Annotated in this window: 19 protein-coding genes; 11 read left to right on the top strand and 8 right to left on the bottom strand. The window is 46.6% G+C overall.

The window, feature by feature from the left end:
- Positions 1-342: 342 nt before the first annotated feature.
- The 9 genes from porV to IS446_RS08620 all read left to right on the top strand — a co-directional run bounded on the left by porV (position 343) and on the right by IS446_RS08620 (position 9,926).
- Complete coding sequence (gene porV / locus IS446_RS08660) at positions 343-1,500, top strand: type IX secretion system outer membrane channel protein PorV (protein ID WP_203059844.1); 1,158 nt, start codon at positions 343-345, stop codon at positions 1,498-1,500.
- A 109-nt stretch (positions 1,501-1,609) separates the two neighbouring features.
- Positions 1,610-2,101, top strand: a complete 492-nt coding sequence (cdd, locus tag IS446_RS08655; RefSeq protein WP_203059842.1) for a cytidine deaminase — start codon at positions 1,610-1,612, stop codon at positions 2,099-2,101.
- A gap of 158 nt (positions 2,102-2,259) precedes the next feature.
- A complete protein-coding gene (gene pdhA, locus IS446_RS08650; protein WP_203059840.1) occupies positions 2,260-3,258 on the top strand; it encodes a pyruvate dehydrogenase (acetyl-transferring) E1 component subunit alpha in 999 nt (332 codons plus the stop codon).
- A gap of 5 nt (positions 3,259-3,263) precedes the next feature.
- Positions 3,264-4,895, top strand: a complete 1,632-nt coding sequence (locus IS446_RS08645) for a pyruvate dehydrogenase complex dihydrolipoamide acetyltransferase (protein WP_203059838.1) — start codon at positions 3,264-3,266, stop codon at positions 4,893-4,895.
- A gap of 91 nt (positions 4,896-4,986) precedes the next feature.
- Complete coding sequence (locus IS446_RS08640) at positions 4,987-5,982, top strand: M28 family metallopeptidase (RefSeq protein WP_203059836.1); 996 nt, start codon at positions 4,987-4,989, stop codon at positions 5,980-5,982.
- A 15-nt stretch (positions 5,983-5,997) separates the two neighbouring features.
- Positions 5,998-6,681, top strand: coding sequence for an SDR family NAD(P)-dependent oxidoreductase (locus tag IS446_RS08635; RefSeq protein ID WP_203059834.1), 684 nt, complete (start codon positions 5,998-6,000; stop codon positions 6,679-6,681).
- A 12-nt stretch (positions 6,682-6,693) separates the two neighbouring features.
- On the top strand, positions 6,694-7,293 hold the full coding sequence (locus IS446_RS08630) for a SprT-like domain-containing protein (protein WP_203059832.1): 600 nt from the start codon (positions 6,694-6,696) through the stop codon (positions 7,291-7,293).
- Positions 7,294-7,304: 11 nt separating this feature from the next.
- A complete protein-coding gene (locus IS446_RS08625; protein ID WP_203059830.1) occupies positions 7,305-8,372 on the top strand; it encodes a mannose-1-phosphate guanylyltransferase in 1,068 nt (355 codons plus the stop codon).
- 15 nt (positions 8,373-8,387) lie between these two features.
- Positions 8,388-9,926 (top strand): DUF389 domain-containing protein, encoded by a 1,539-nt coding sequence (locus IS446_RS08620; protein ID WP_203059828.1) that lies wholly within the window; start codon positions 8,388-8,390, stop codon positions 9,924-9,926.
- Here the strand turns inward: IS446_RS08620 and IS446_RS08615 are convergent.
- On the bottom strand, positions 9,923-10,690 hold the full coding sequence (locus IS446_RS08615) for an ABC transporter ATP-binding protein (protein ID WP_203059826.1): 768 nt from the start codon (positions 10,688-10,690) through the stop codon (positions 9,923-9,925). The two genes, IS446_RS08620 and IS446_RS08615, sit on opposite strands and share 4 nt — an antisense overlap.
- Positions 10,690-11,427 carry an MlaE family ABC transporter permease gene (locus tag IS446_RS08610; RefSeq protein ID WP_203059824.1) on the bottom strand — a complete coding sequence of 246 codons (738 nt, stop codon included), beginning with the start codon at positions 11,425-11,427 and terminating at the stop codon, positions 10,690-10,692. The genes IS446_RS08615 and IS446_RS08610 overlap by 1 nt, the downstream gene beginning before the upstream one ends.
- A 114-nt stretch (positions 11,428-11,541) precedes the next feature.
- Between IS446_RS08610 and pafA the strand changes: the two genes are divergently transcribed.
- Positions 11,542-13,182, top strand: a complete 1,641-nt coding sequence (pafA, locus tag IS446_RS08605; protein WP_203059822.1) for an alkaline phosphatase PafA — start codon at positions 11,542-11,544, stop codon at positions 13,180-13,182.
- Between the two features lie 17 nt (positions 13,183-13,199).
- Here pafA and IS446_RS08600 read toward each other — a convergent pair whose 3' ends face one another.
- From IS446_RS08600 to gcvP, 4 genes are all read right to left on the bottom strand, one after another.
- Entirely contained in the window at positions 13,200-14,084 is an 885-nt protein-coding gene (locus IS446_RS08600; RefSeq protein ID WP_317192187.1) for a glycosyltransferase family 2 protein, read from the bottom strand.
- Positions 14,059-14,589: a methyltransferase domain-containing protein gene (locus tag IS446_RS08595; protein WP_203059820.1), complete on the bottom strand. Its 531-nt coding sequence runs from the start codon at positions 14,587-14,589 to the stop codon at positions 14,059-14,061. The genes IS446_RS08600 and IS446_RS08595 overlap by 26 nt, the downstream gene beginning before the upstream one ends.
- 69 nt (positions 14,590-14,658) lie before the next feature.
- Positions 14,659-15,717, bottom strand: coding sequence for a 3-oxoacyl-ACP synthase III family protein (locus IS446_RS08590; protein ID WP_203059818.1), 1,059 nt, complete (start codon positions 15,715-15,717; stop codon positions 14,659-14,661).
- Positions 15,718-15,878: 161 nt separating this feature from the next.
- Positions 15,879-18,731 (bottom strand): aminomethyl-transferring glycine dehydrogenase, encoded by a 2,853-nt coding sequence (gene gcvP, locus IS446_RS08585; RefSeq protein ID WP_203059815.1) that lies wholly within the window; start codon positions 18,729-18,731, stop codon positions 15,879-15,881.
- Positions 18,732-18,871: 140 nt separating this feature from the next.
- Here gcvP and IS446_RS08580 point away from each other — a divergent pair, with 140 nt between their 5' ends.
- Positions 18,872-19,684: a hypothetical protein gene (locus IS446_RS08580; RefSeq protein WP_203059813.1), complete on the top strand. Its 813-nt coding sequence runs from the start codon at positions 18,872-18,874 to the stop codon at positions 19,682-19,684.
- Here IS446_RS08580 and IS446_RS08575 read toward each other — a convergent pair.
- Both IS446_RS08575 and IS446_RS08570 read right to left on the bottom strand, forming a co-directional pair.
- Complete coding sequence (locus IS446_RS08575) at positions 19,681-19,911, bottom strand: hypothetical protein (protein ID WP_203059811.1); 231 nt, start codon at positions 19,909-19,911, stop codon at positions 19,681-19,683. The two genes, IS446_RS08580 and IS446_RS08575, sit on opposite strands and share 4 nt — an antisense overlap.
- Positions 19,912-19,938: 27 nt before the next feature.
- Positions 19,939-20,490 carry a sigma-70 family RNA polymerase sigma factor gene (locus IS446_RS08570; RefSeq protein WP_203059809.1) on the bottom strand — a complete coding sequence of 184 codons (552 nt, stop codon included), beginning with the start codon at positions 20,488-20,490 and terminating at the stop codon, positions 19,939-19,941.
- Positions 20,491-20,532: the final 42 nt, after the last annotated feature.

Raw genomic sequence — 20,532 nt, 5'->3', positions numbered from 1 at the left:
AATTAAGTATTTCAAGTCAATTAAATTCATAGAAATTGTAAGTTCAATGTTGTCAAACATTCTGCTGTTGTTGTCAAAACGTATATTGATTTTGTTTATTGTACCGGGCGATCGAATTTTTGGCGGGTTCCTACTGTGCTGAACCTCAATGTGTACTGTGTTTGGTGCCCCTTAAAGGGTGTTGTTGTAGGGTTCCTTTTGCTTTGTAAGAATATACTTTAAATGTACCTTTACATATTATTTTAAGGTATTCTTGCGTTATATGGTGGTAAGGTTGCGAAAGGTCGAAAAATTAATGACCTGATAATGAGTGTGTTTACCTTTATTTGATAAAATCGGAATATGAGAAACTTTTGTCTGCTACTAGGGGCCTTAATAGCCTCTTTTTCGATACATGCCCAGAGTGATCCCAATTCAAGGGTGATCACCACCGGGGTGCCCTTCTTGCTAATTACGGCCGACGCAAGAGCCGGGGGGATGGGTGAGCTGGGTGCTACCACAGCTCCCGATGCATTTTCACAGCAGTGGAATCCTGCGAAATATGCCTTTGCTCCTGAAAGAACTGGAATAGGAATTAGCTATACCCCATATTTAAGTCAGCTGGTAAACGATATCGCCCTGTTAAACGCTACAGTATATAGTCGTATCAACGAGCGAAGCGCATGGGCGGCCAGTATTAAATACTTTAGTCTTGGGGATATCGAGTTTATTTCTGAGGCAGAGGCCATCCAGGGATTGCGTCCTATTATAGAACGCCCTAATGAGCTGGCTGTAGATGTGTCGTATTCCCTGAAGCTAAGTGAACACTATTCCATGGCTGTTGCAGGTCGCTACCTGAGGTCTGATCTGAGATTGCAGGAGGAAGGTATCGACGCCAGTGCGGCGAGTTCTTTTGCCGTAGATGTGGCTGGTTTCTTTATGTCGAACGAGATCGCCTACAGTAAGTTTAACGGTATTTGGAAAGGAGGGTTTAACATTAGTAATGTGGGGCCGAAGATCAAGTATGATGCCGATGGAAGAGAGACCTTTCTGCCTACGAACTTAAAGTTAGGGGGAGGATTTGATTTTATTTTCGATTCCCAGAATACACTTGGGGTCAATGCTGAGTTCAATAAGCTCCTGGTGCCAACACCCAGCGATAGCAATGGGGATGGGCGTATAGATAGTAACGACGACTATTATAATGAATCTTTCTTTAGTGGGATGTTCTCTTCATTCGGGGATGCCCCTGATGGATTTTCAGAAGAGTTGCAGGAGATCACCTGGGCTCTCGGTGCCGAATATGTGTACAATGAGGCGTTCTCATTGCGTACCGGTTATTTTCACGAACATGAAAATAAAGGTGCAAGACAGTTCTTTACCCTTGGTGCCGGCTTTCGTTTTAACGCAACAAGTATAGATCTGTCCTATTTATTCTCCACTTCCGGAGTGCGTAATCCCTTGGAGAATACCCTTAGGTTCTCTCTTACCTTTTTACTTGGCGGAAACAGATCTTACTAAGATAATAGGCCTGGGCAGGCCATGAGAAATAATAAATTGGTTCTTACTTTCTTGTTTTGTCTTGTATTTATCTGGTTCTTAGTATCTTTAGCGGAAATTTCATAATTCTTTGAAGAAGTTAACATTAACTGCAGACATTACCGTATACCCCGATATTGAATCCTTGCCGGATGCGATGGGCGACCTTATGCGGGGTGCTGTAACGGCCAGGGAGAAAGCTTATGCTCCTTATTCTAAATTTAAAGTGGGTGCGGCCTTGTTACTGGAAGATGGTTCTGTGGTGTATGGCAATAATCAGGAGAACGCGGCTTTTCCATCCGGATTATGTGCTGAGAGGGTAGCGGTTTTTCACGCAGGGGCAACTCATCCCGGAAAGACCATAAAAGCGCTGGCAATAACAGCTGCTTCAGAGCTAAGAGCCGTAACCGAGGCTATTGCGCCATGTGGTGGTTGCAGGCAGGCCCTTGCCGAATACGAGTATCGTCAGAATAGTCCGATCGCGGTCTATTTTATGGGTGATCGCTCTGAGGTGTATCTCGCAGCTTCTGTCAAAGAATTACTTCCCCTTGTTTTTACAAAAGACGACCTGCTGAACAAATGATGAAATTTGTGGCATAAATGCATTTTTTCATTTTTTCACTTTTATTGAAAGTACTACTTTTGTAGTTGCGAAAAAATGAAGGTGACTTTTGAGTTTAGTAAAGGCTCCGTTCCGGATGTTTTTTTGCCTCTGACGCTATTGCATAAAAATATTAGTTCATGAAGAAAATCACAAAATCAGTCTATCTGAAATGGTATGAAGACATGCTATTTTGGAGGAAGTTTGAAGACAAGTTGGCAGCGGTATACATTCAGCAAAAGGTTAGAGGGTTTCTGCACCTCTATAACGGACAAGAAGCGGTGCTTGCCGGAACCCTACACGCTATCGATCCTAAGAAAGACCGTTTGATCACGGCTTACAGGAATCACGTGCAGCCAATCGGAATGGGAGTAGATCCTAAAAGAGTTATGGCCGAATTATACGGTAAAGGTACCGGGACTTCTCAGGGTCTTGGAGGTTCGATGCACATTTTCTCAAAAGAACACAATTTTTACGGTGGTCACGGTATTGTTGGGGGACAGATCCCTCTTGGTGCCGGACTGGCTTTTGCCGATAAGTATTTTAAAAGAGATTCGGTAACCCTTTGTTATATGGGAGACGGAGCTGTACGTCAGGGGTCGCTACACGAGACCTTTAACCTGGCCATGCTTTGGAACCTGCCGGTAGTATTTATCTGTGAGAACAACGGATATGCTATGGGTACCTCTGTGGCTCGTACTGCTAAAGAGCAGGAGATCTGGAAACTTGGTCTCGGTTACGACATGCCAAGTGGTCCTGTAGACGGAATGAGTCCGGTGAAGGTTGCTGAGGCAGTTTCTGAGGCTGTAGAGCGCGCCAGAAGCGGGGGCGGACCTACTTTCCTCGAAATGAAAACGTACAGATATCGCGGGCATTCTATGTCTGATGCCCAGCATTACCGTACGAAAGATGAAGTAGAAGAGTATAAGAAGATCGATCCGATCACCCAGGTAAAAGAGGTGATCCTTGATAAAAAATACGCTTCTGAAGATGATATTAAAGTAATTGACCAACGCGTTAAGGACCTGGTTAAGGAGTGCGAGCAATTCGCAGAAGAATCGCCATGGCCGGGAGATAACGTTATGTACGATACCGTATACGAACAGACAGATTATCCGTTTTTATCGCATAAACTATAATTAGAATGGCAGTAGTTGTAAATATGCCACGATTGAGCGACACCATGGAAGAAGGTGTTGTAGCAAAGTGGTTGAAGAACGTAGGAGATAAAGTAGAAGAGGGAGATATTCTTGCAGAGATCGAGACCGATAAGGCGACCATGGAATTTGAGTCGTTTCACGAAGGTACGTTACTGCATATTGGTATCGCCGAAGGTGAAGGAGCGCCGGTAGATTCTATGCTCGCTATTATCGGGGAGCAGGGAGAAGATATTTCGGCTCTTTTAGGAGCTGGAGCTGCTGAGGCTGCGCCTGCTCAGGAAACACCAAAGGCTGAGGAGACGGCTGCTGCTGCTCCGGCTGCTGCAGAAATTCCTGCCGGAGTTGAGGTGGTTACTATGCCCAGGCTAAGTGATACCATGGAAGAAGGAACTGTAGCCAGCTGGCTGAAAGCTGTTGGAGATACAGTAGAAGAGGGAGATATTCTTGCAGAGATCGAAACTGATAAAGCAACCATGGAATTCGAGTCGTTCTATTCCGGGAAGCTACTTCATATTGGAATTCAGGAAGGTCAGTCTGCGCCTGTAGACGACGTTCTTGCTATTATCGGTCCTGATGGTACCGATGTTGCTGCGGTATTGGCTTCAGTGCAGGGCGGAGGTGCTCCTGCTGCTCAGCCTGCTGCAGAAGAAAAAGCTGCTGCTGCCCCGAAGGCACCTGAGGCTGCTCCGGCGCAAACGGAAACAGCGACTGCGACCACTACCGGTGGAGGAAGGGTATTTGCTTCTCCGCTTGCCAAGAAAATGGCCGAGGATAAGGGTATTGACCTTGCCAAGGTTAAAGGAAGTGGTGAGAATGGTCGTATCGTAAAACGCGATATTGAAAATTATAAAGAAGAAGCTCCTGCAGCTGCTGCACCACAGCCTGCTGCTCCTGCTGAAACCTCAGCGGCTATGCCGTTCGTTCCTGCCGGAGAGGAGATGGTGGAAGAGGTGAAGAACTCTCAAATGAGAAAGACCATCGCAAGACGACTTGCCGAGTCTAAATTTACCGCTCCCCATTACTACCTCACCATCGAGGTGGATATGGCGAATGCCATGGCTTCAAGAAGTCATATTAACGCGCTGCCGGATACCAAGGTGTCGTTTAACGATATGGTGGTTAAGGCATGTGCCATGGCGCTTAAAAAACATCCGCAGGTAAATACTTCCTGGGAAGATGCTGTGACCAAATACAACAGACACGTACATGTAGGGGTGGCAGTGGCTGTAGAAGATGGTCTGGTGGTTCCTGTTCTTAAATTTACCGACCAGATGAGTCTGTCTCAGATCGGAGCTCAGGTGAAGGATCTTGCCGGAAAAGCAAGGAACAAGAAGCTTACTCCGCAGGAAATGGAAGGAAGTACCTTTACCGTTTCAAATCTGGGAATGTTCGGAATTCAGGAGTTTACATCAATTATTAATCAGCCTAATTCGGCTATCCTTTCCGTTGGGGCTATCGTTCAAAAGCCTGTAGTGAAAGACGGTCAGATCGTAGTAGGGAATACCATGAAGGTTACCCTCGCTTGTGATCACCGTACAGTAGATGGAGCAACAGGAGCTCAGTTCCTGCAAACCCTGAAGGCTTACCTGGAGAATCCGGTAACCATGTTAGCCTGATAAAGTGTTTAATAAAGCATAACATCATATAAAGATCCCGCCCTCCGGCGGGATTTTTGTTATCTTGTGTTTTCATTCAAAAAATCAAACTATGCGAAAGATCGCTTTCCTTGCGGGGGCTGCCCTCATGATCTCCTGTGGTACGACTACAAAACAACCTAAAGCCGAAACTGCTAATAGTTTAACAGAAACTGCCGTCTTAGCTGCTCCTGTAACCCCTGAGGGTGTCGGGGCTCACCTTGAGTTTCTCTCTTCAGATGCATTAGAAGGCAGAGAGACGGGGAGTGAAGGCATTGATCGTGCTGCAACTTATATCGCAGATCACTTCAGGCAGGCCGGGATAAAACCTTTTTATCCGCAATACCGTGATACCCTGGAGAATTATCAAGGGTATGCTGCCAATGTCGTCGGGTATCTGGAGGGTACAGATCCTGAGTTAAAGGATGAATGGGTGGTGATCGGAGCGCATTATGATCATATTGGCACGGTTAAGGCCGTAGATGGCGATAGCATTGCCAATGGTGCTAATGATAATGCATCGGGAACGGTTGCGGTTATGGAGATCGCCCGAAAACTGGCGGTTGTGAAAGACAGGCGGCGCAGTGTGCTTTTTGCCTTGTTTACCGCAGAGGAAAAGGGGCTTAAAGGGTCTGCGCATCTTGCAAAGCGCTTAAAGGACGAGGGCAGGAAGGTGTATACGGTGATCAATTTTGAGATGTTAGGCGTGCCAATGACCCAGGATTACCTTGTGTATATGACCGGTTATGAAATGAGTAATATGGCCAGGATGATGAATGAGATAGCCGGGGAGGCTATAATTGGTCTCCTGCCTAAGGCTAAGGAATACCAGTTGTTCAGAAGGTCTGACAACTATCCTTTTTATAAAACCTACGGAATTCCGGCACATACCTTTAGTACGTTCGACTTTACTAATTTTGGTCATTACCACAAAGCGGGAGATGAGTATGGTCTCATGGATCCGGGGCATATGGCCAATGTCATAGAACGTATGTTACCACTGGTAGAAGGGGTTGTGAATAGTAAACAGAATGCAGTGTACCTCCAGGAGACCGGAGGGCTGGAATAAATCATAAAGAGTACAATGGGTAAGACAGTAATTATTACCGGTACCAGTCGTGGGATCGGATTCGAAATGGTGAAGATATTTTCGGAACTTGGGCACAGGGTCATCGCTCTGTCCCGTAACCAGACGCCTGTAGTAGGTCTCGGACTCGAAGAGGTAGAGGCGTTTTCATTTGACCTGTCTGATGCCGGTCACCAGGAGGTGCTGCGGAGCTATCTTGAGCGTAACGACATCAAGGTAGATGTCCTTATCAATAATGCGGGTATGCTGGTGAATAAACCTTTCGAAGAGATCACCAATGCCGAGTGGCAGGCTGTGTACGAAGTGAATGTTTTTGGTGTAGCCGCAACAATAAGAACTGTGTTGCCTTTCTTTAATGAAGGGGGGCATGTGGTTACGGTAAGTAGCATGGGTGGTGTTCAGGGAAGTATGAAATTTCCCGGTCTTGCGGCCTATAGTTCTGCAAAAGGAGCGGTGATCACTATGACCGAACTTCTGGCAGAAGAATACAAGGATAAAGGTCCTTCCTTTAATGTGCTCGCACTTGGAGCTGTGCAAACCGAAATGCTGGAAGAGGCATTTCCGGGATATGTCGCTCCCGTTACTGCACAGGAAATGGCGGCATACATTGCCGATTTTGCGTTAACCGGGAACAAGCTTTACAACGGGAAGTTGTTGCAGGTGAGTAATTCGACCCCCTAAACCGATGTGCTAATGGAGGATGTGCTTGTTAGATATTTGCCGGAACGCGCTGTTGTGCCTTGTTTTGAACTTATCAAGGGAAATGGGGTGCACCTCAGGATCGTCAATGAAAGAGTAACCCGTCATGGTGACTACAGGCGCATGCCTGATGGCAGGCATCAGATCACAGTGAATGCCAATTTGAATAAGTATCGTTTTCTGATCACCCTGGTCCATGAGATCGCCCACCTGGTGGCCTTCGAAAAGTATGGCAGAACCATCAAGCCTCATGGAAGGGAGTGGAAATACGTCTTTCAGCAACTCATGTTGCCGTTCATACGCCCGGAGGTATTTCCTTCCTCTTTGCTGCCGGTTATTGCGGCACACTTCAGGAACCCAAGAGCGAGTAGCGATACCGATGCTAACCTGTCTCTGGCCTTGAAATCGTTTGATCCTGAGAACGATAAAAATTATATATTTGAGATACCGCATGGTAGTTTGTTTCGGATCTACAACGGTAAGGTCTTTAAAAAAGGTGACAAGCGGGTAAAGCGATTTGAATGTGTGGAGGTGTCCAGTGGCCGGGTGTTCTTGTTTCAGCCAAATGCAGAAGTGGAGTTGCTTTCCGATTAATATAAAAGTTTATGAACAGCAATTATTACGCAGCTATTATGGCCGGGGGAGTGGGTTCCCGTTTCTGGCCGGTGAGTACCCGCGATTTTCCGAAGCAGTTTCACGATATGTTAGGTACAGGAGAAACCTTGCTTCAAACAACCTATAACCGATTTAAAAAGCTTATTCCTGCAAAGAACATACTCATCTTAACCAATGAGAGGTATTTGGGTCTTGTACAGGAGCAATTGCCGGAAATTGACCGGGAGCAGGTGCTTACGGAGCCTGCAATGAGAAATACGGCACCTTGTATTCTCTATAGTGCGATGAAGATCGGCGCTGCAAATCCGGATGCGGTCATGACCGTGGCGCCCAGTGATCACTGGATAGCCGATGAAGATGTATTTCTGAGGGATATTGAACGGTGTTATCAATACTGCAGCAAAGAGTCGGTATTGATGACCCTCGGTATTAAGCCCGACTTTCCGAACACGGGCTACGGCTATATTCAATATGACGAAGCGCAAAAGGATGGTGGCTTCTTTAAAGTGAGTCGTTTCCGCGAGAAGCCGGATGAAGCTACAGCGAAAAAGTATCTGAAGGAAGGGAACTTCTTGTGGAATGCCGGTATTTTTGTGTGGAGTGTCAAAGAGATCGTCAAAGCTTTTCAGAGTTACCAGCCCGACATGCATGCCTTGTTCGCCCAGGGTTTGGAGGCTTATAATACCCATGCGGAATCCGATTTTATTGATACCTATTATGCCAGGGCTGCAAACATCTCTATTGATTATGCGATCATGGAGCCGGCAGATAACATCTATGTGCTTCCGGCAGCCTTCAGGTGGAACGATCTGGGTACTTGGGGTTCGCTTTACAAGGAATTGCCAAAGATGGAGGGTAATAATGCCGTAGTAAATGCCAGGGTGTTGTTTGAAGAGGCTGAAGGGAATATGGTGCATGCTCCTAAGGGAAAAAAAGTGGTGATCAGGGGGCTGGAGAATTATATTGTGGTAGATGAAGGTGATACGCTAATGATATACCCTAAAAAGGACGAACAGGATGTGAAATCTGTTGCCAAAAAATTAGAAGATAACGCTTAATACTATAGTATAACCATGGTCGAGAACAACAAGGATGTGACCCCGGAGAATAACGATGATCAAAAGCCGGTTGTTTCCGGAGCAGCTGCCACTCCCGAAGAGCAGGAGCAGGAAGCAAAGCGCAAGGAAGACGAGAAAAAGGTTAAAAAGGACGTTGGTACGGCCTTTGATTCTCTGAGGGCCTTTCTTAAGGATTTGCTCAATATTCGCGATAACACCGATGTTGAGAGTACCAGGGAGGGTATTATCAACGATATTCCGTTCAAGGGCCATACGGCCTGGATCCTGATCTGTTCTATATTTATTGCATCTGTGGGTCTGAACGCTAACTCTACTGCAGTGGTTATCGGGGCCATGTTGATCTCTCCGCTAATGGGACCTATTCTTGGGGTAGGCTTTTCGGTGGCGATCAATGATGTCGACCTGCTGAGAAGGTCTCTGAAGAATTTCGGAGTTATGGTTGTGTTAAGTGTTGTGACTGCTTTTTTCTTCTTTAAGTTCTTTCCGCTTCAGGATGAGAATTCTGAATTGCTTGCCAGGACCGCTCCCGATGTAAGGGATGTGCTTATTGCCTTTTTTGGTGGTCTTGCCTTGGTTATTGCCAGAGCCAAGAAGGGTACCATTGCGAGTGTGATCTTTGGGGTGGCTATTGCCACGGCACTGATGCCTCCTTTGTGTACCGTTGGATTTGGTCTGGCGATATGGAATTTAGAATATGCTATCGGCGCTTCGTATCTCTTTACCATCAATGCGATCTTTATTGGTATAGCCACATTCCTCGTAGTGAAATATCTCAGGTTCCCTATGGTGCGGTATGCGAACTCCAAAAAGCGCAGGCGCATAGGGCAGATCGCGTCTATCGTAGCCATCCTGGTTACCTTACCCGCCATTTACACCTTTTATGCGGTTTGGAAGAAATCGGTTTTTGAAAGGCAGGCCTCTGAGTTTTATATGGAGAATGTTAGTCCTTATCAGTTTTCTGAAGGAGGATTCTTTTTAAACGATTATCCGAATGCTGAGTACAACGACGGGGAGAATTCTGTGGTCGAAGTGGTGATCATGGGCGATGAGTCGGTGCCTGATAACGTGGTGGAAACCTGGAAGGCGCAAATGAAGTCCTATCCTTATCTCAAGGATGCGACCCTGAATATTAAAGGAGGCCGTAACGGGGATGCCGACAAATACCAGTATGTGACAGAGCTTTATGAGGCTAAGAAGGAAGAGATCGCTACCAAAGACCAGCGTATCGGGGTGCTGGAAGGTGAAGTGGAGCGCCTTCGTAGATTTGCGTACAACGATGTGCCTTTTAGCGATATTTCCAAGGAGCTTCGCATTAATTATTCAGGTATAGAGCAGGTGGGGTTTGCCAATGAGATCATTACCGATTTTAAGAAGACCGATACCATCCCGATATTCTATATCAGTTGGAGCAATAAGTTGTCTCAGCGTGTTATAAAAGAGAATACCACGAAAATTCACGAGTGGTTACAGGTGCGTACCGGGAATCAAAAGGTGCAGGCACGATTTGTAAGGCAGGCTGAGATGGCGCCTTAGTCCCGCTCTTCAATGTACATTTGACGTACCTTTTTGAACAGTTCTGAGGAATAAACGAAGTCGGTTACCGCTGCATTGTCTGTTTTAAAGATCTCTTTGTTGGTGCCTTCCCATTCTTTATGTCCGTTCTTGAGGAAAACGATCTTTTCTCCGATCTCCATCACAGAATTCATATCGTGGGTATTAATGACCGTGGTAATGTTGTATTCTGCCGTGATCTCATGAATGAGATTGTCGATCACGATGGCTGTTTTAGGGTCCAGCCCGGAGTTAGGTTCGTCGCAGAACAGGTATTTCGGATTGTTTACAATGGCTCTGGCAATGGCTACCCGCTTCTGCATACCACCTGAGATCTCAGAGGGCAGGCGGTCGTTAGCATTGGAAAGATTAACCCTGTTGATCACGAAATTTGCGCGATCCTTCATTTCCGATTCACTCATTTTAGAGAACATCTTTAAGGGAAACATCACGTTTTCCAATACGGTCATCGAATCAAAGAGGGCGCTTCCCTGGAATACCATCCCCATTTCTTTTCTCAGGTTGCGTCGTTGCGTGCTGTCCATTTCAGAGTATCGGCGATCGCTGTAAAGGATCTCGCCTTCATCCGGGGTGTGCAGTCCGAGCAAGGATTTCAGGAATACGGTTTTACCCGAACCACTTTGACCAATGATCAGATTGGTCTTGCCCGCTTCGAACAGGGTAGAGATCCCCTTAAGAACATGGTTCTGACCAAACGTTTTGTGGATGTTCTTTACTTCTATCATTAGCCGAGCAACATTTGTGTTAACAGGTAATTTACGATAATGATCACCACACTGGTCCAAACAAAGGAAGTAGTGGCTGCCTTACCTACTTCTAAAGCTCCACCTTTCATATAATAACCGTAAAATGAAGGTATGGTGGCCAGGATAAAGGCAAAGGCCATGGTTTTGGCAAAGGCGTAAAATATGTGAAAGGGCTTGAAGTCTATTTGTAGTCCCTTCACAAACTCAGCGCTGGTAGTGTATTCGCCCATAACGGCAGCAAGCCAACCTCCCAGGATACCGAGGTACATAGAGATGGCGATAACGAAGGGGTATAATAATAAGGCGATGATCTTAGGGAAGACCAGGTAGTTCAGGGAATTTACTCCCATGACCTCCAGGGCATCGATCTGTTCGGTAACCCTCATGGTCCCGATGCTCGAGGTGATATAAGAGCCTACCTTTCCGGCCATAATAATGGAGCAGAACGTAGGTGAGAATTCCAGGATCACCGATTGCCTGGTGGTGAATCCGACCAGGTATTTTGGGATGAGCGGACTATCGATGTTCAGTGCTGTTTGAATAGCAACAACTCCCCCGATAAAGAACGATATGAAAATAATGATCCCGAGTGATCCGTAGATGAGGTCGTCGATCTCCTTTAGAATAAGGTTTTTCATAATGTTCCATTTCGTGGGCTTGCTAAAGACCTCGCGGAGCATCAAAAAATATTTCCCAAAGTTTTTCAGGTATTGCATCAGGTGAATTATGAAAGGCTAAAGTAAGAAAAATTAGGTTAGTGGTGTTTTAACCGTATTTTAAAAATGGGTTGTCTGATAAGTTGTAAGTTTGTGAAACACTAATTAAATATCATGAAACAGTTCTGTATTTTTCTTCTTCTGGCAGGCTTTTTTGTTCACGGGCATGCCCAGGAAGACCAAGCCAACGATCCGCCCAAACTCGTGGTTGGTATCGTGGTAGATCAAATGCGTTATGAATACTTAAACCGATATTGGGATCGCTATGGAGATGGTGGTTTCCGTCGTTTGGTAAATGAAGGCTTTAACTTTAAGAACAACCATTTTAACTATGTGCCTACCGCCACAGCTCCGGGGCATGCCTCTGTGTATACCGGAACAACCCCCTCAGAGCACGGTATTATAGGTAATGACTGGTTTGATGTGTTCTCCGGTGAAGAGGTGTATTGTGTTTCCGACCCCGCTTATAAAAGCGTAGGGACTAAAAGTGATGCCGGCGAAATGTCTCCGCACCGCCTTAGAAGAAATACCCTTACCGACGCCTTGCGTATCTATAACAATTTCAAGGGAAAGACTATTGGCGTGGCCATTAAGGACCGGGGAGCTGTGCTTCCGGCAGGATTTACGGGAACGGCGTATTGGTTCTATGGAAAGGATGAAGGGAAGTGGGTGAGCAGTACCTATTATATGGAAGCGCTTCCGGACTGGGTGAAGACTTTTAATAAAAGTGATGCTGCTGCCTCATACAAACGTACCTGGAATACCCTTTACGACAGCGGGTCATATGTGAATAGCAATCCCGATAACACCAACTACGAGCGTCCGTTCAGAGGTGAAGAGGCTGCTGTTTTCCCTCATGATCTGCCTGCTCTATGGAAGGAGAACGGGAAGTACGATATCATTAAGGCGACTCCTTACGGGAATAGCCTTACCGCCGATTTTGCACTGGCTGCCCTGGAAGGAGAGTCCCTCGGGGAAAGTGGTGCGACCGATTTCCTGGCAGTGAGCTTCTCCAGTACCGATTACGTGGGGCATCAATTCGGTGTTAAGGCAATGGAGACAGAAGATACCTATTTGCGTCTTGATAAAGATATTGAACGGTTATTGAACGCTCTTGATGAGAAGATAGGTAAGGGACAGTACCTGGTGTTCCTTACTGCTGACCACGGAGCTGCTTATAATTCAAATTACCTTAAAGATCATAAACTTCCTTCCGGGTTTATAGAAGGGAGGTCGTTAAGAGATCGTTTATTGGCCTTTGCAGAAAAGAAATACGCCACCAATAAGGTGATCAGGCATTTGAGCTGGGATCAGCTTTTTCTTGACAAGCGCGTGATCGATTCCCTGGAGTTGAATGCGGAAGAGATCCGCAAGGACATTGCGAATGAAATGCTCACTTATGAGGAGATCGAAAAGATCTTTACCGCCGATATGTTAAATGCAAATAATTATAAAACAGGAATTGCGAGTCTTATACAGAACGGATTTAATGCTAAACTGTCGGGTGATGTCATGTTCGTATTCCGCCCGGGTATGTTGTCTGCCGGTTATGCCAATGGAGGTACATCTCATGGTACGGCCTATGGGTACGATACCCATGTGCCATTCCTCTTGTTCGGAAAAGGTGTTCGTCAAGGAAGTACCACAATTAAAACGGTGATCCCGGATATCGCTCCCACGGTTTCGGCTTTGTTGGGTATTCCTTTCCCAAACGGTGCGACCGGTACGGTAAGGGCAGAGGCTTATATGGACTAATGAAAAGATAAAAGGGTTTAGAAAGGAAGTTGTGCTTTGATGCCCTTCCATCTGAACGCTCGTATAAAACGACCTTCTTCTGGTGTTACTGCCGGAGGGAGGTTTTTTATTTGTGCTCGGAAATAACCCTGAATATTGTGGAAAAAGGTCATGACCTTTTTCTGTTTGAAGGCCATTTTTGCCGAAGCAATTAGGGTGATAGGGAGTCCGTAACGCATCAGGAACATCGCTTCTCCCTGGAGTAATCTCGCCTTTTTGTTGTACGAGCCTCCGGTGGGTCGCAGGTGTTTTACCTTTAGTTCCGGGAGGGTGATGATCTCATACCCGTTATAACGCGCCAGGAGCTCGTCTATGGTGTCCCATCCCATAGCAGGGCGTAATCCTCCGATAGCTTCAAAACAGGGTGTGGAGTAGCTTTTAAACGCCCCTCGAACATGGTCCTTGTTCATGGGGTGGTTGCGTTTCCATTCGCCGTTGCCTTCTTGCTCCCAGGCAAAGCCTCCAACGATCCCGGCCTTTGGGTTTTGTTCGAATACGTTTAGTACCTTTTCGAAGTAGTCTGACGGGAGGATGAGGTCGGCGTCCAGTTTTACGATGATGTCATGACCCTTGTTAAGATGGTCAAGGCCTGCGTTAAACGTGGCCACCACTTTACTTCCCGGCATGTGCTTGCTTTCCGATCTCCGGTGTACAACCGTCAGGCGGTCGGATGCCTTTTGATAGTCTTTAAGAATTTTAGGGGTGCTGTCTGTCGAATGGTCATTTACTACCACGATCTGCTCAGGTAACACCGATTGCGATAGCAAGGAATCCAGTGTTAATGCCAGGAAAGCTTCTTCGTTATGCGCGGGGATCACCACGCTATAGGTCAGGCTGCTATGCTTCTTTGTTTCTTTCAGCATAAACCATGTAGTATCTGGGTGTGAAACGTCTGAGTAGCGGACGGATCCCTATTTTATTTACGGGGTGAGACCATTGGATACGTTCCTTGATGGTCCATCCGGTCTTTTCGAGAAGCCAGTCAAACTGCCAGTCTTCGAATTCGTGGTAGTGGCGGTCCCATGGGTCGGTTTTGCTGCGATATGCTGAGGCAAACCAAAGACGTAATGGGATCGAGGCAACCAGCTTGTGCGCCTTGATGCTCTTTAGAACCTCGTAAGGAGAGAGCAGGTGTTCGAAAATTTCCAGGGCGGTGACCATGTCGGCTTCAGAGTTTTCTATAGTGCTTCTGTGCTCATCGAGGTCTTCTCCATGGGTGTTTTCTACCTGGTACCCCTCTTTCTTCATGATCTCCGAAAACGGATTTTCAACACCAAGGTCAAGGATCCTGGTTCCTGAAGGGGCTACTCGCTTTATGAGGTCAAGAGTGATCCGGTACCTTTTGTCCGGATAGGTATGTTCGTACATGATGCTGATTTAGGCTCCAAATATAAAACTATTGTGCCTTATGCCGATGGAGATCTGCATCAAAGCGCCCTACAGTTTGTAGGTTACCGCGTTGATGTTCATTCCTGCTCCAACACTGGCGAACATGATCACGTCTCCTTTTTTGATCTCATGGCCGAGTAGTTCACCGCGTTTAACCATATCAAACAGAGTAGGTACGGTGGCTACTGAGCTGTTCCCGAGCGTAGCGATGTTCATAGGCATGATATCTTCAGGAGCTTGCATATCGTAAAGTCGGTAAAATCGGTCTACGATAGCTTCGTCCATTTTTTCATTAGCCTGGTGTATGAAGATCTTCTTCAGGTCTTTAATGTCTTCTCCCGATTGATCAAAGCAGGCTTTCATGGCAGAGGGAACCTGGTTCAGGGCAAATTCATAGATCTTACGACCGTGCATTTTGATGTATCGGGTGTCGTCGGCATCTTTTTTATAGGACTTCCCAAAGAACAAAAAGTGCGCTTCATCCTGGGTGAAAGAGGCCGATTCGTGAGAGATGATCCCGCTTTCGCTCTCCGGTGAAGCTTCAACTACTGTTGCACCTGCGCCATCTGAGTAGATCATCGAGTCTCTGTCGTGCTGGTCGGTTACCCTTGATAAGGTTTCGGCACCGATCACCAGACATTTTTTTGCCATTCCGGCCTTGATGAAGGCGTGAGCCTGAATGAGTCCTTCTACCCATCCCGGACAGCCAAAGATGAGGTCGTAAGCGATACACTTAGGATTCTTGATCTCCAGTTTGTGTTTTACCCGGGCTGCAAGGCTGGGCAGGGTGTCACCCTGAGATGATCCATGACGAACATCCCCGAAATTATGGGCAACGATAATATAATCCAGTGATTCTTTGTCAATGCGTGCGTTGTCAATAGCGCGTTCGCCGGCAAAGTAGGCGATGTCTGAGGTGTTGTATTCGGGAGAAGCGTACCTGCGTTCTCCGATTCCCGTTATGGAAACAAATTTTTTGATGATCACATCATTACTCTGCTTTAACAGGCTTCCGTCTTCATTGAGGAACTCGTGATGCGAAAATTCTGCATTCGTTTCGATATGCGAGGGGATGTAACATCCTGTTCCGGTGATCTTTGTGTTCATAGGGACTTTTAATTTGCTGCAAGCTAATTAATAACCAAAGCATATGTGTGATCATTAAAAAAGTGCTACGATGCCCAAATGTGCTTTTGGGCTAATAATAGGGTGATAAAAACCCCTGCTGGTGTGGCAGGGGTTTGTGTATTTAGCTGTATAGTAGCGCTTTATAGCGCTTCTGCGTATTCTTCAATTGGCGCGCAGGTACACATCAGGTTACGATCCCCAAAGGCTTCGTCGACCCTTCTTACTGTTGGCCAGAATTTGTTTTCTGCAACATAAGCAAGAGGATAGGCGGCCTTTTCGCGGCTGTAAGGGAAGTTCCATTCGTTCGCGGTCACCATTTTAAGGGTGTGTGGTGCGTTTTTAAGAACATTATTCCCGTCTTCTGCAACAGCTTCTTCGATCTCCTGACGAATGGCGATCATAGCATCACAGAATTTGTCAAGCTCTGCCAGACTTTCGCTTTCGGTAGGTTCGATCATCATGGTTCCCGCAACAGGGAAAGAAACCGTTGGCGCGTGGAATCCGTAATCCATAAGACGCTTGGCGATATCGGTAACCTCGATCCCGTTCATCTTGAAGGGACGACACTCAATGATAAGCTCGTGAGCGGCTCTTCCACACTCTCCTTTGTAGAGCACATCGTAATTACCTTCAAGTCGGTTCTTGATGTAGTTGGCATTGAGGATCGCCATTTCTGTAGATCGCTTCAGGCCTTCAGCACCGAGCATTTTGATGTATCCGTAAGAGATCAGGCAAACCAGTGCACTACCCCAAGGAGCTGCAGAAATAGCGGTAATGGCCTTCTCTCCTCCTGTGGTGATCACAGGGTTTGTCGGAAGGAATTCTGCCAGGTGACCGGCAACACAAATAGGTCCAACACCGGGGCCTCCACCTCCGTGAGGAATGGCAAAGGTCTTGTGAAGGTTGAGGTGACAAACATCGGCTCCGATGGTTGCCGGATTGGTAAGTCCAACCTGAGCGTTCATGTTGGCACCATCCATATATACTTGTCCTCCGTTATCGTGAATGATCTGAGTGATCTCTTTAATAGACGATTCGAATACCCCGTGGGTTGAAGGGTAGGTTACCATAAGGGCAGCCAGTTCATCTTTGTACTTCTCTGCTTTTTCTTTCAGGTCGGCAACATCGATATTCCCCTGATCGTCGGTTTTGGTTACAACCACCTTCATTCCTGCCATAACAGCAGAAGCCGGGTTGGTACCGTGGGCAGACGATGGGATAAGGCAAATATGGCGGTGGGCATCACCTCTAGAAAGGTGGTATGCTCTGATCACCATGAGTCCGGCATACTCGCCCTGTGCTCCTGAGTTGGGTTGCAGGGAAGTGCCATCGAAACCGGTGATCACGTTTAACTGGTGTTCAAGTTCCTGGAGTACTTCGTGATATCCCTGAGCCTGATCTACCGGTGCAAAAGGGTGAATGTTACCCCACTGCGGATTGCTGAGGGGAAGCATTTCAGATGCAGCGTTAAGCTTCATGGTGCAAGATCCGAGGGAGATCATGGAGTGATTCAGCGAAAGGTCTTTGCGCTCAAGCTTTTTGATGTAGCGCATTAGTTCTGTTTCAGAATGGTAGGCATTAAAGACCTCGTTCTGAAGGAAAGCGCTTGTTCTTTGCAGTGTTTCAGGGATCGCGATGGTATCCTGAATGTCGGTAATGGTTACGGTATTTTTTCCGGCTGCGTCGGCAAAGATCTGAACGATGGTGTTCAGGTCTTTAACAGAAACGGTTTCATTAAGTGCGATCGCTACGGTACTCTCGTCCGGATAATAGAAGTTTACCTTTTGAAGTTCGGCGATGTTCTTTACGCTCTCGGCGTCGGCTTTAACACGAATGGTGTCAAAGAACGCACCGTTGAGCTGCTCGTATCCTAGTTCTTCAAGAGCAGCTACCAGGGTGGTAGTCGCTTTGTGGACTTTCTGAGCGATGTATTTAAGGCCTTCAGGACCGTGGTAAACGGCATACATACCTGCCATAACAGCCAGTAACACCTGGGCGGTACAGATATTAGAAGTAGCCTTATCTCTTTTGATATGTTGCTCGCGGGTTTGCAGTGCCATTCTCATAGCGAAATTGCCATCGGTGTCTCTGGTAACTCCGATAATTCTTCCCGGGATGCTTCTTTTGTATGCTTCTTTAGTAGCAAAGAATGCTGCGTGAGGTCCTCCGTAACCCAGTGGGATACCGAATCGCTGTGAGGTACCTACAACAACCTCTGCGCCCCATTCTCCCGGAGGAGTTAGTGATACAAGACTCAGGATATCGGCAGCAACAGCAACTTTGATGTCCATTTCGTTGGCATTGGCTGTGAAGGTTTTGTAGTCAAAAACTTCACCGCTTTTCCCCGGATATTGGAGTAAGGCACCGTAGTAATCTGAAGAAAGTTCCAGGGTACGGTGATCTCCAATAACCAGCTCAATGCCTAAAGGAAGGGCTCTGGTTTGAAGAACAGAAAGGGTTTGAGGTAATACCTCTTCAGAAACAAAGAATTTTACAACCCCTGCTTTCTTTTGCTGGCGGCTTCTCGCGCTGAATAGCATGGTCATAGCCTCTGCAGCAGCCGTACTCTCATCGAGTAATGAGGCGTTGGCGATCTCCATTCCGGTAAGGTCACTTATTACGGTTTGGAAGTTGAGCAGCGCTTCGAGACGGCCTTGTGCGATCTCTGCCTGGTAAGGCGTGTACGCCGTATACCACCCCGGATTTTCAAGAATGTTTCTCTTGATCACCGAAGGAAGAATAGCTTCGTGATAACCCAGTCCGATAAATGAACGGAATACCTTGTTCTTGTCTCCCAATTCCTGTATGTGTGAGAGGTACTCATATTCAGACATGGCTTCTGGAAGATCCAGTCCTTTTTTTAGTCTGATACCATCGGGGAAGGTCTCGTATATAAGCTGATCGATGTCGGCTACGCCTACAGTTTTCAGCATTTTTGAAAGATCTTCTTTTTTCGGGCCTATGTGGCGAATAGCAAAAGAATCTGTTCTCATTATAAGTGACTAATAATGTGTTATGTTATTTTGCGCAAAAGTACATATTAAATTGGTTTTAAAAAGTACTTTTGATAAGGCTTTAACGAAACTTTCAGACCTTTGCTAATGGAGGTTAAACAAGGGTGATCCCGACCAAGATGATGCTTAAAAAGATCGTAGATCTGTATATAGAAAGTAGCCTGCATGTAGCGCTGGCTGTAGCTGCCCTTTGCGGGGTTACAGGAGTGTATTTTGACTTCGACCCGCCCCTCTATGTCTATGCCGCGCTGTATTTTGGTTCGGTCGTAGGTTATAACTTCATCAAATACGCGCCTTTGGCAGGCGATTTTATTTCTGTAAAGGGTAAATATTACAAGGGGATGCAGATTTTTAGTGTGCTTAATTTCATCATTGCCTTGTATTTTTTAAAAGATTTCTCGCTCCGGGCCATAGCGCTTGCTGCCCTGGTTGGATTGCTGGTATTTTTTTATGTGTATCCCGTGCAAAGGCTAAAGGGTAATATCAGGAATATGCGGGGGATCAAGGTTTATGTGGTGGCCTTGGTGTGGGCCTTGTGTACTGTTGTGCTTCCTGTGGTGTTGGTAGAGTTGCCTGTTGATGCCGCAGTGGCTCTTGAAGTGGTGCGGCGCATGCTCTTTGTGCTGGCGATAACCATTCCCTTCGAGATCAGGGACCTGGGGCTGGACCAGCCGGGGTTGTATACCATACCGCAGCAGTTCGGTGTGCGGGGTGCTAAGCTTTTGGGTTATTGTTTTCTCTTGCTTTTCTGGCTCCTGGGAGTGGTTTTCGAAATGGATTATCTCGAAGATAAGTGGTATACAGAAGGGGTGCTCGTGTTGCTTTCCCTTGTGCTACTCTATGCTTCCAGTCGCAAGCGACACCGGTATTATACCGGGCTGCTGGTAGAGAGTTTGCCGCTTATCTGGCTGGGGCTGCTATGGCTGCTCTAGGATCTGGAAGCGATCTTTTCTTTGATCTTTTTCTTCTTTTCAGGATCCATGCACTGCAGTTTGGCCTTAGAGCACAGCTTAGTAAGCTTGCCATTTTTGGCGGCGTGCTTTCGGCACGTAGGGCAATACATGAGGTGTATTTTTAGTTTAAAGACCTTCCAGGATCCCGCCTCCCGGTATTGCGCTTTATTGCATATTTCTGCTGCTTTGGTACAGTCTATTAGCATGGTTTGTTACTGATTAGGTGTTGTTAGTTAAAACCAATTTTTTTCCAGGCAATTCATTAAGGTTGTCCGTGCCCGGTGAATGATCACCCACAGATTAGACGGAGTGATCTGAAGTTCTTTACAAATGTCTTCCGTTTCCATACCTTCGATGGTCTTCATCCTGAAGATCCTGGCTTGTTTTTCGGGTAATTGCGATACACACCGCTCTATGGCAATTCCCAGTTCTTCATTTTGCAGCTGGTCTTCGATATTGTCCCGGTGTTTGTCTGCAGCCCTTTCTTCCAGCCAGTCGCCCTCCTGATCGTCGTCGGTGTAATTGATCTTTACCTCGACTTTGCCTTTTCCGGAATTCGCTCTTCTGTAATGATCGATGATCTTTCGTTTTAAAATGGCCGTTAGCCAGGTGCGTTCAGAGGCGTCTCCCTTAAACCCGGAAGCCGATTTTAACCCGGCCAAAAAGGTTTCCTGGACCAGGTCTTCAGCAAGGGTTTGATCGCTTACCTTGGAGATGGTATAGTTGTACAGGTAGTCGGCATAACGATCTACCCATTGAGATGGATCCAGTTTTGTTTTCCCCATAGGAGCAATTTGAAGGATTCTGTTGGCCTTGTATTAAATTAT

Source organism: Robertkochia sediminum, from assembly GCF_016786255.1.
In the GTDB taxonomy this organism is placed as follows: Bacteria; Bacteroidota; Bacteroidia; order Flavobacteriales; family Flavobacteriaceae; genus Robertkochia; species Robertkochia sediminum.
The sequence above is the reverse complement of the archived record's forward strand: the minus strand, read 5'-3'. Positions and strand labels throughout refer to the sequence as shown.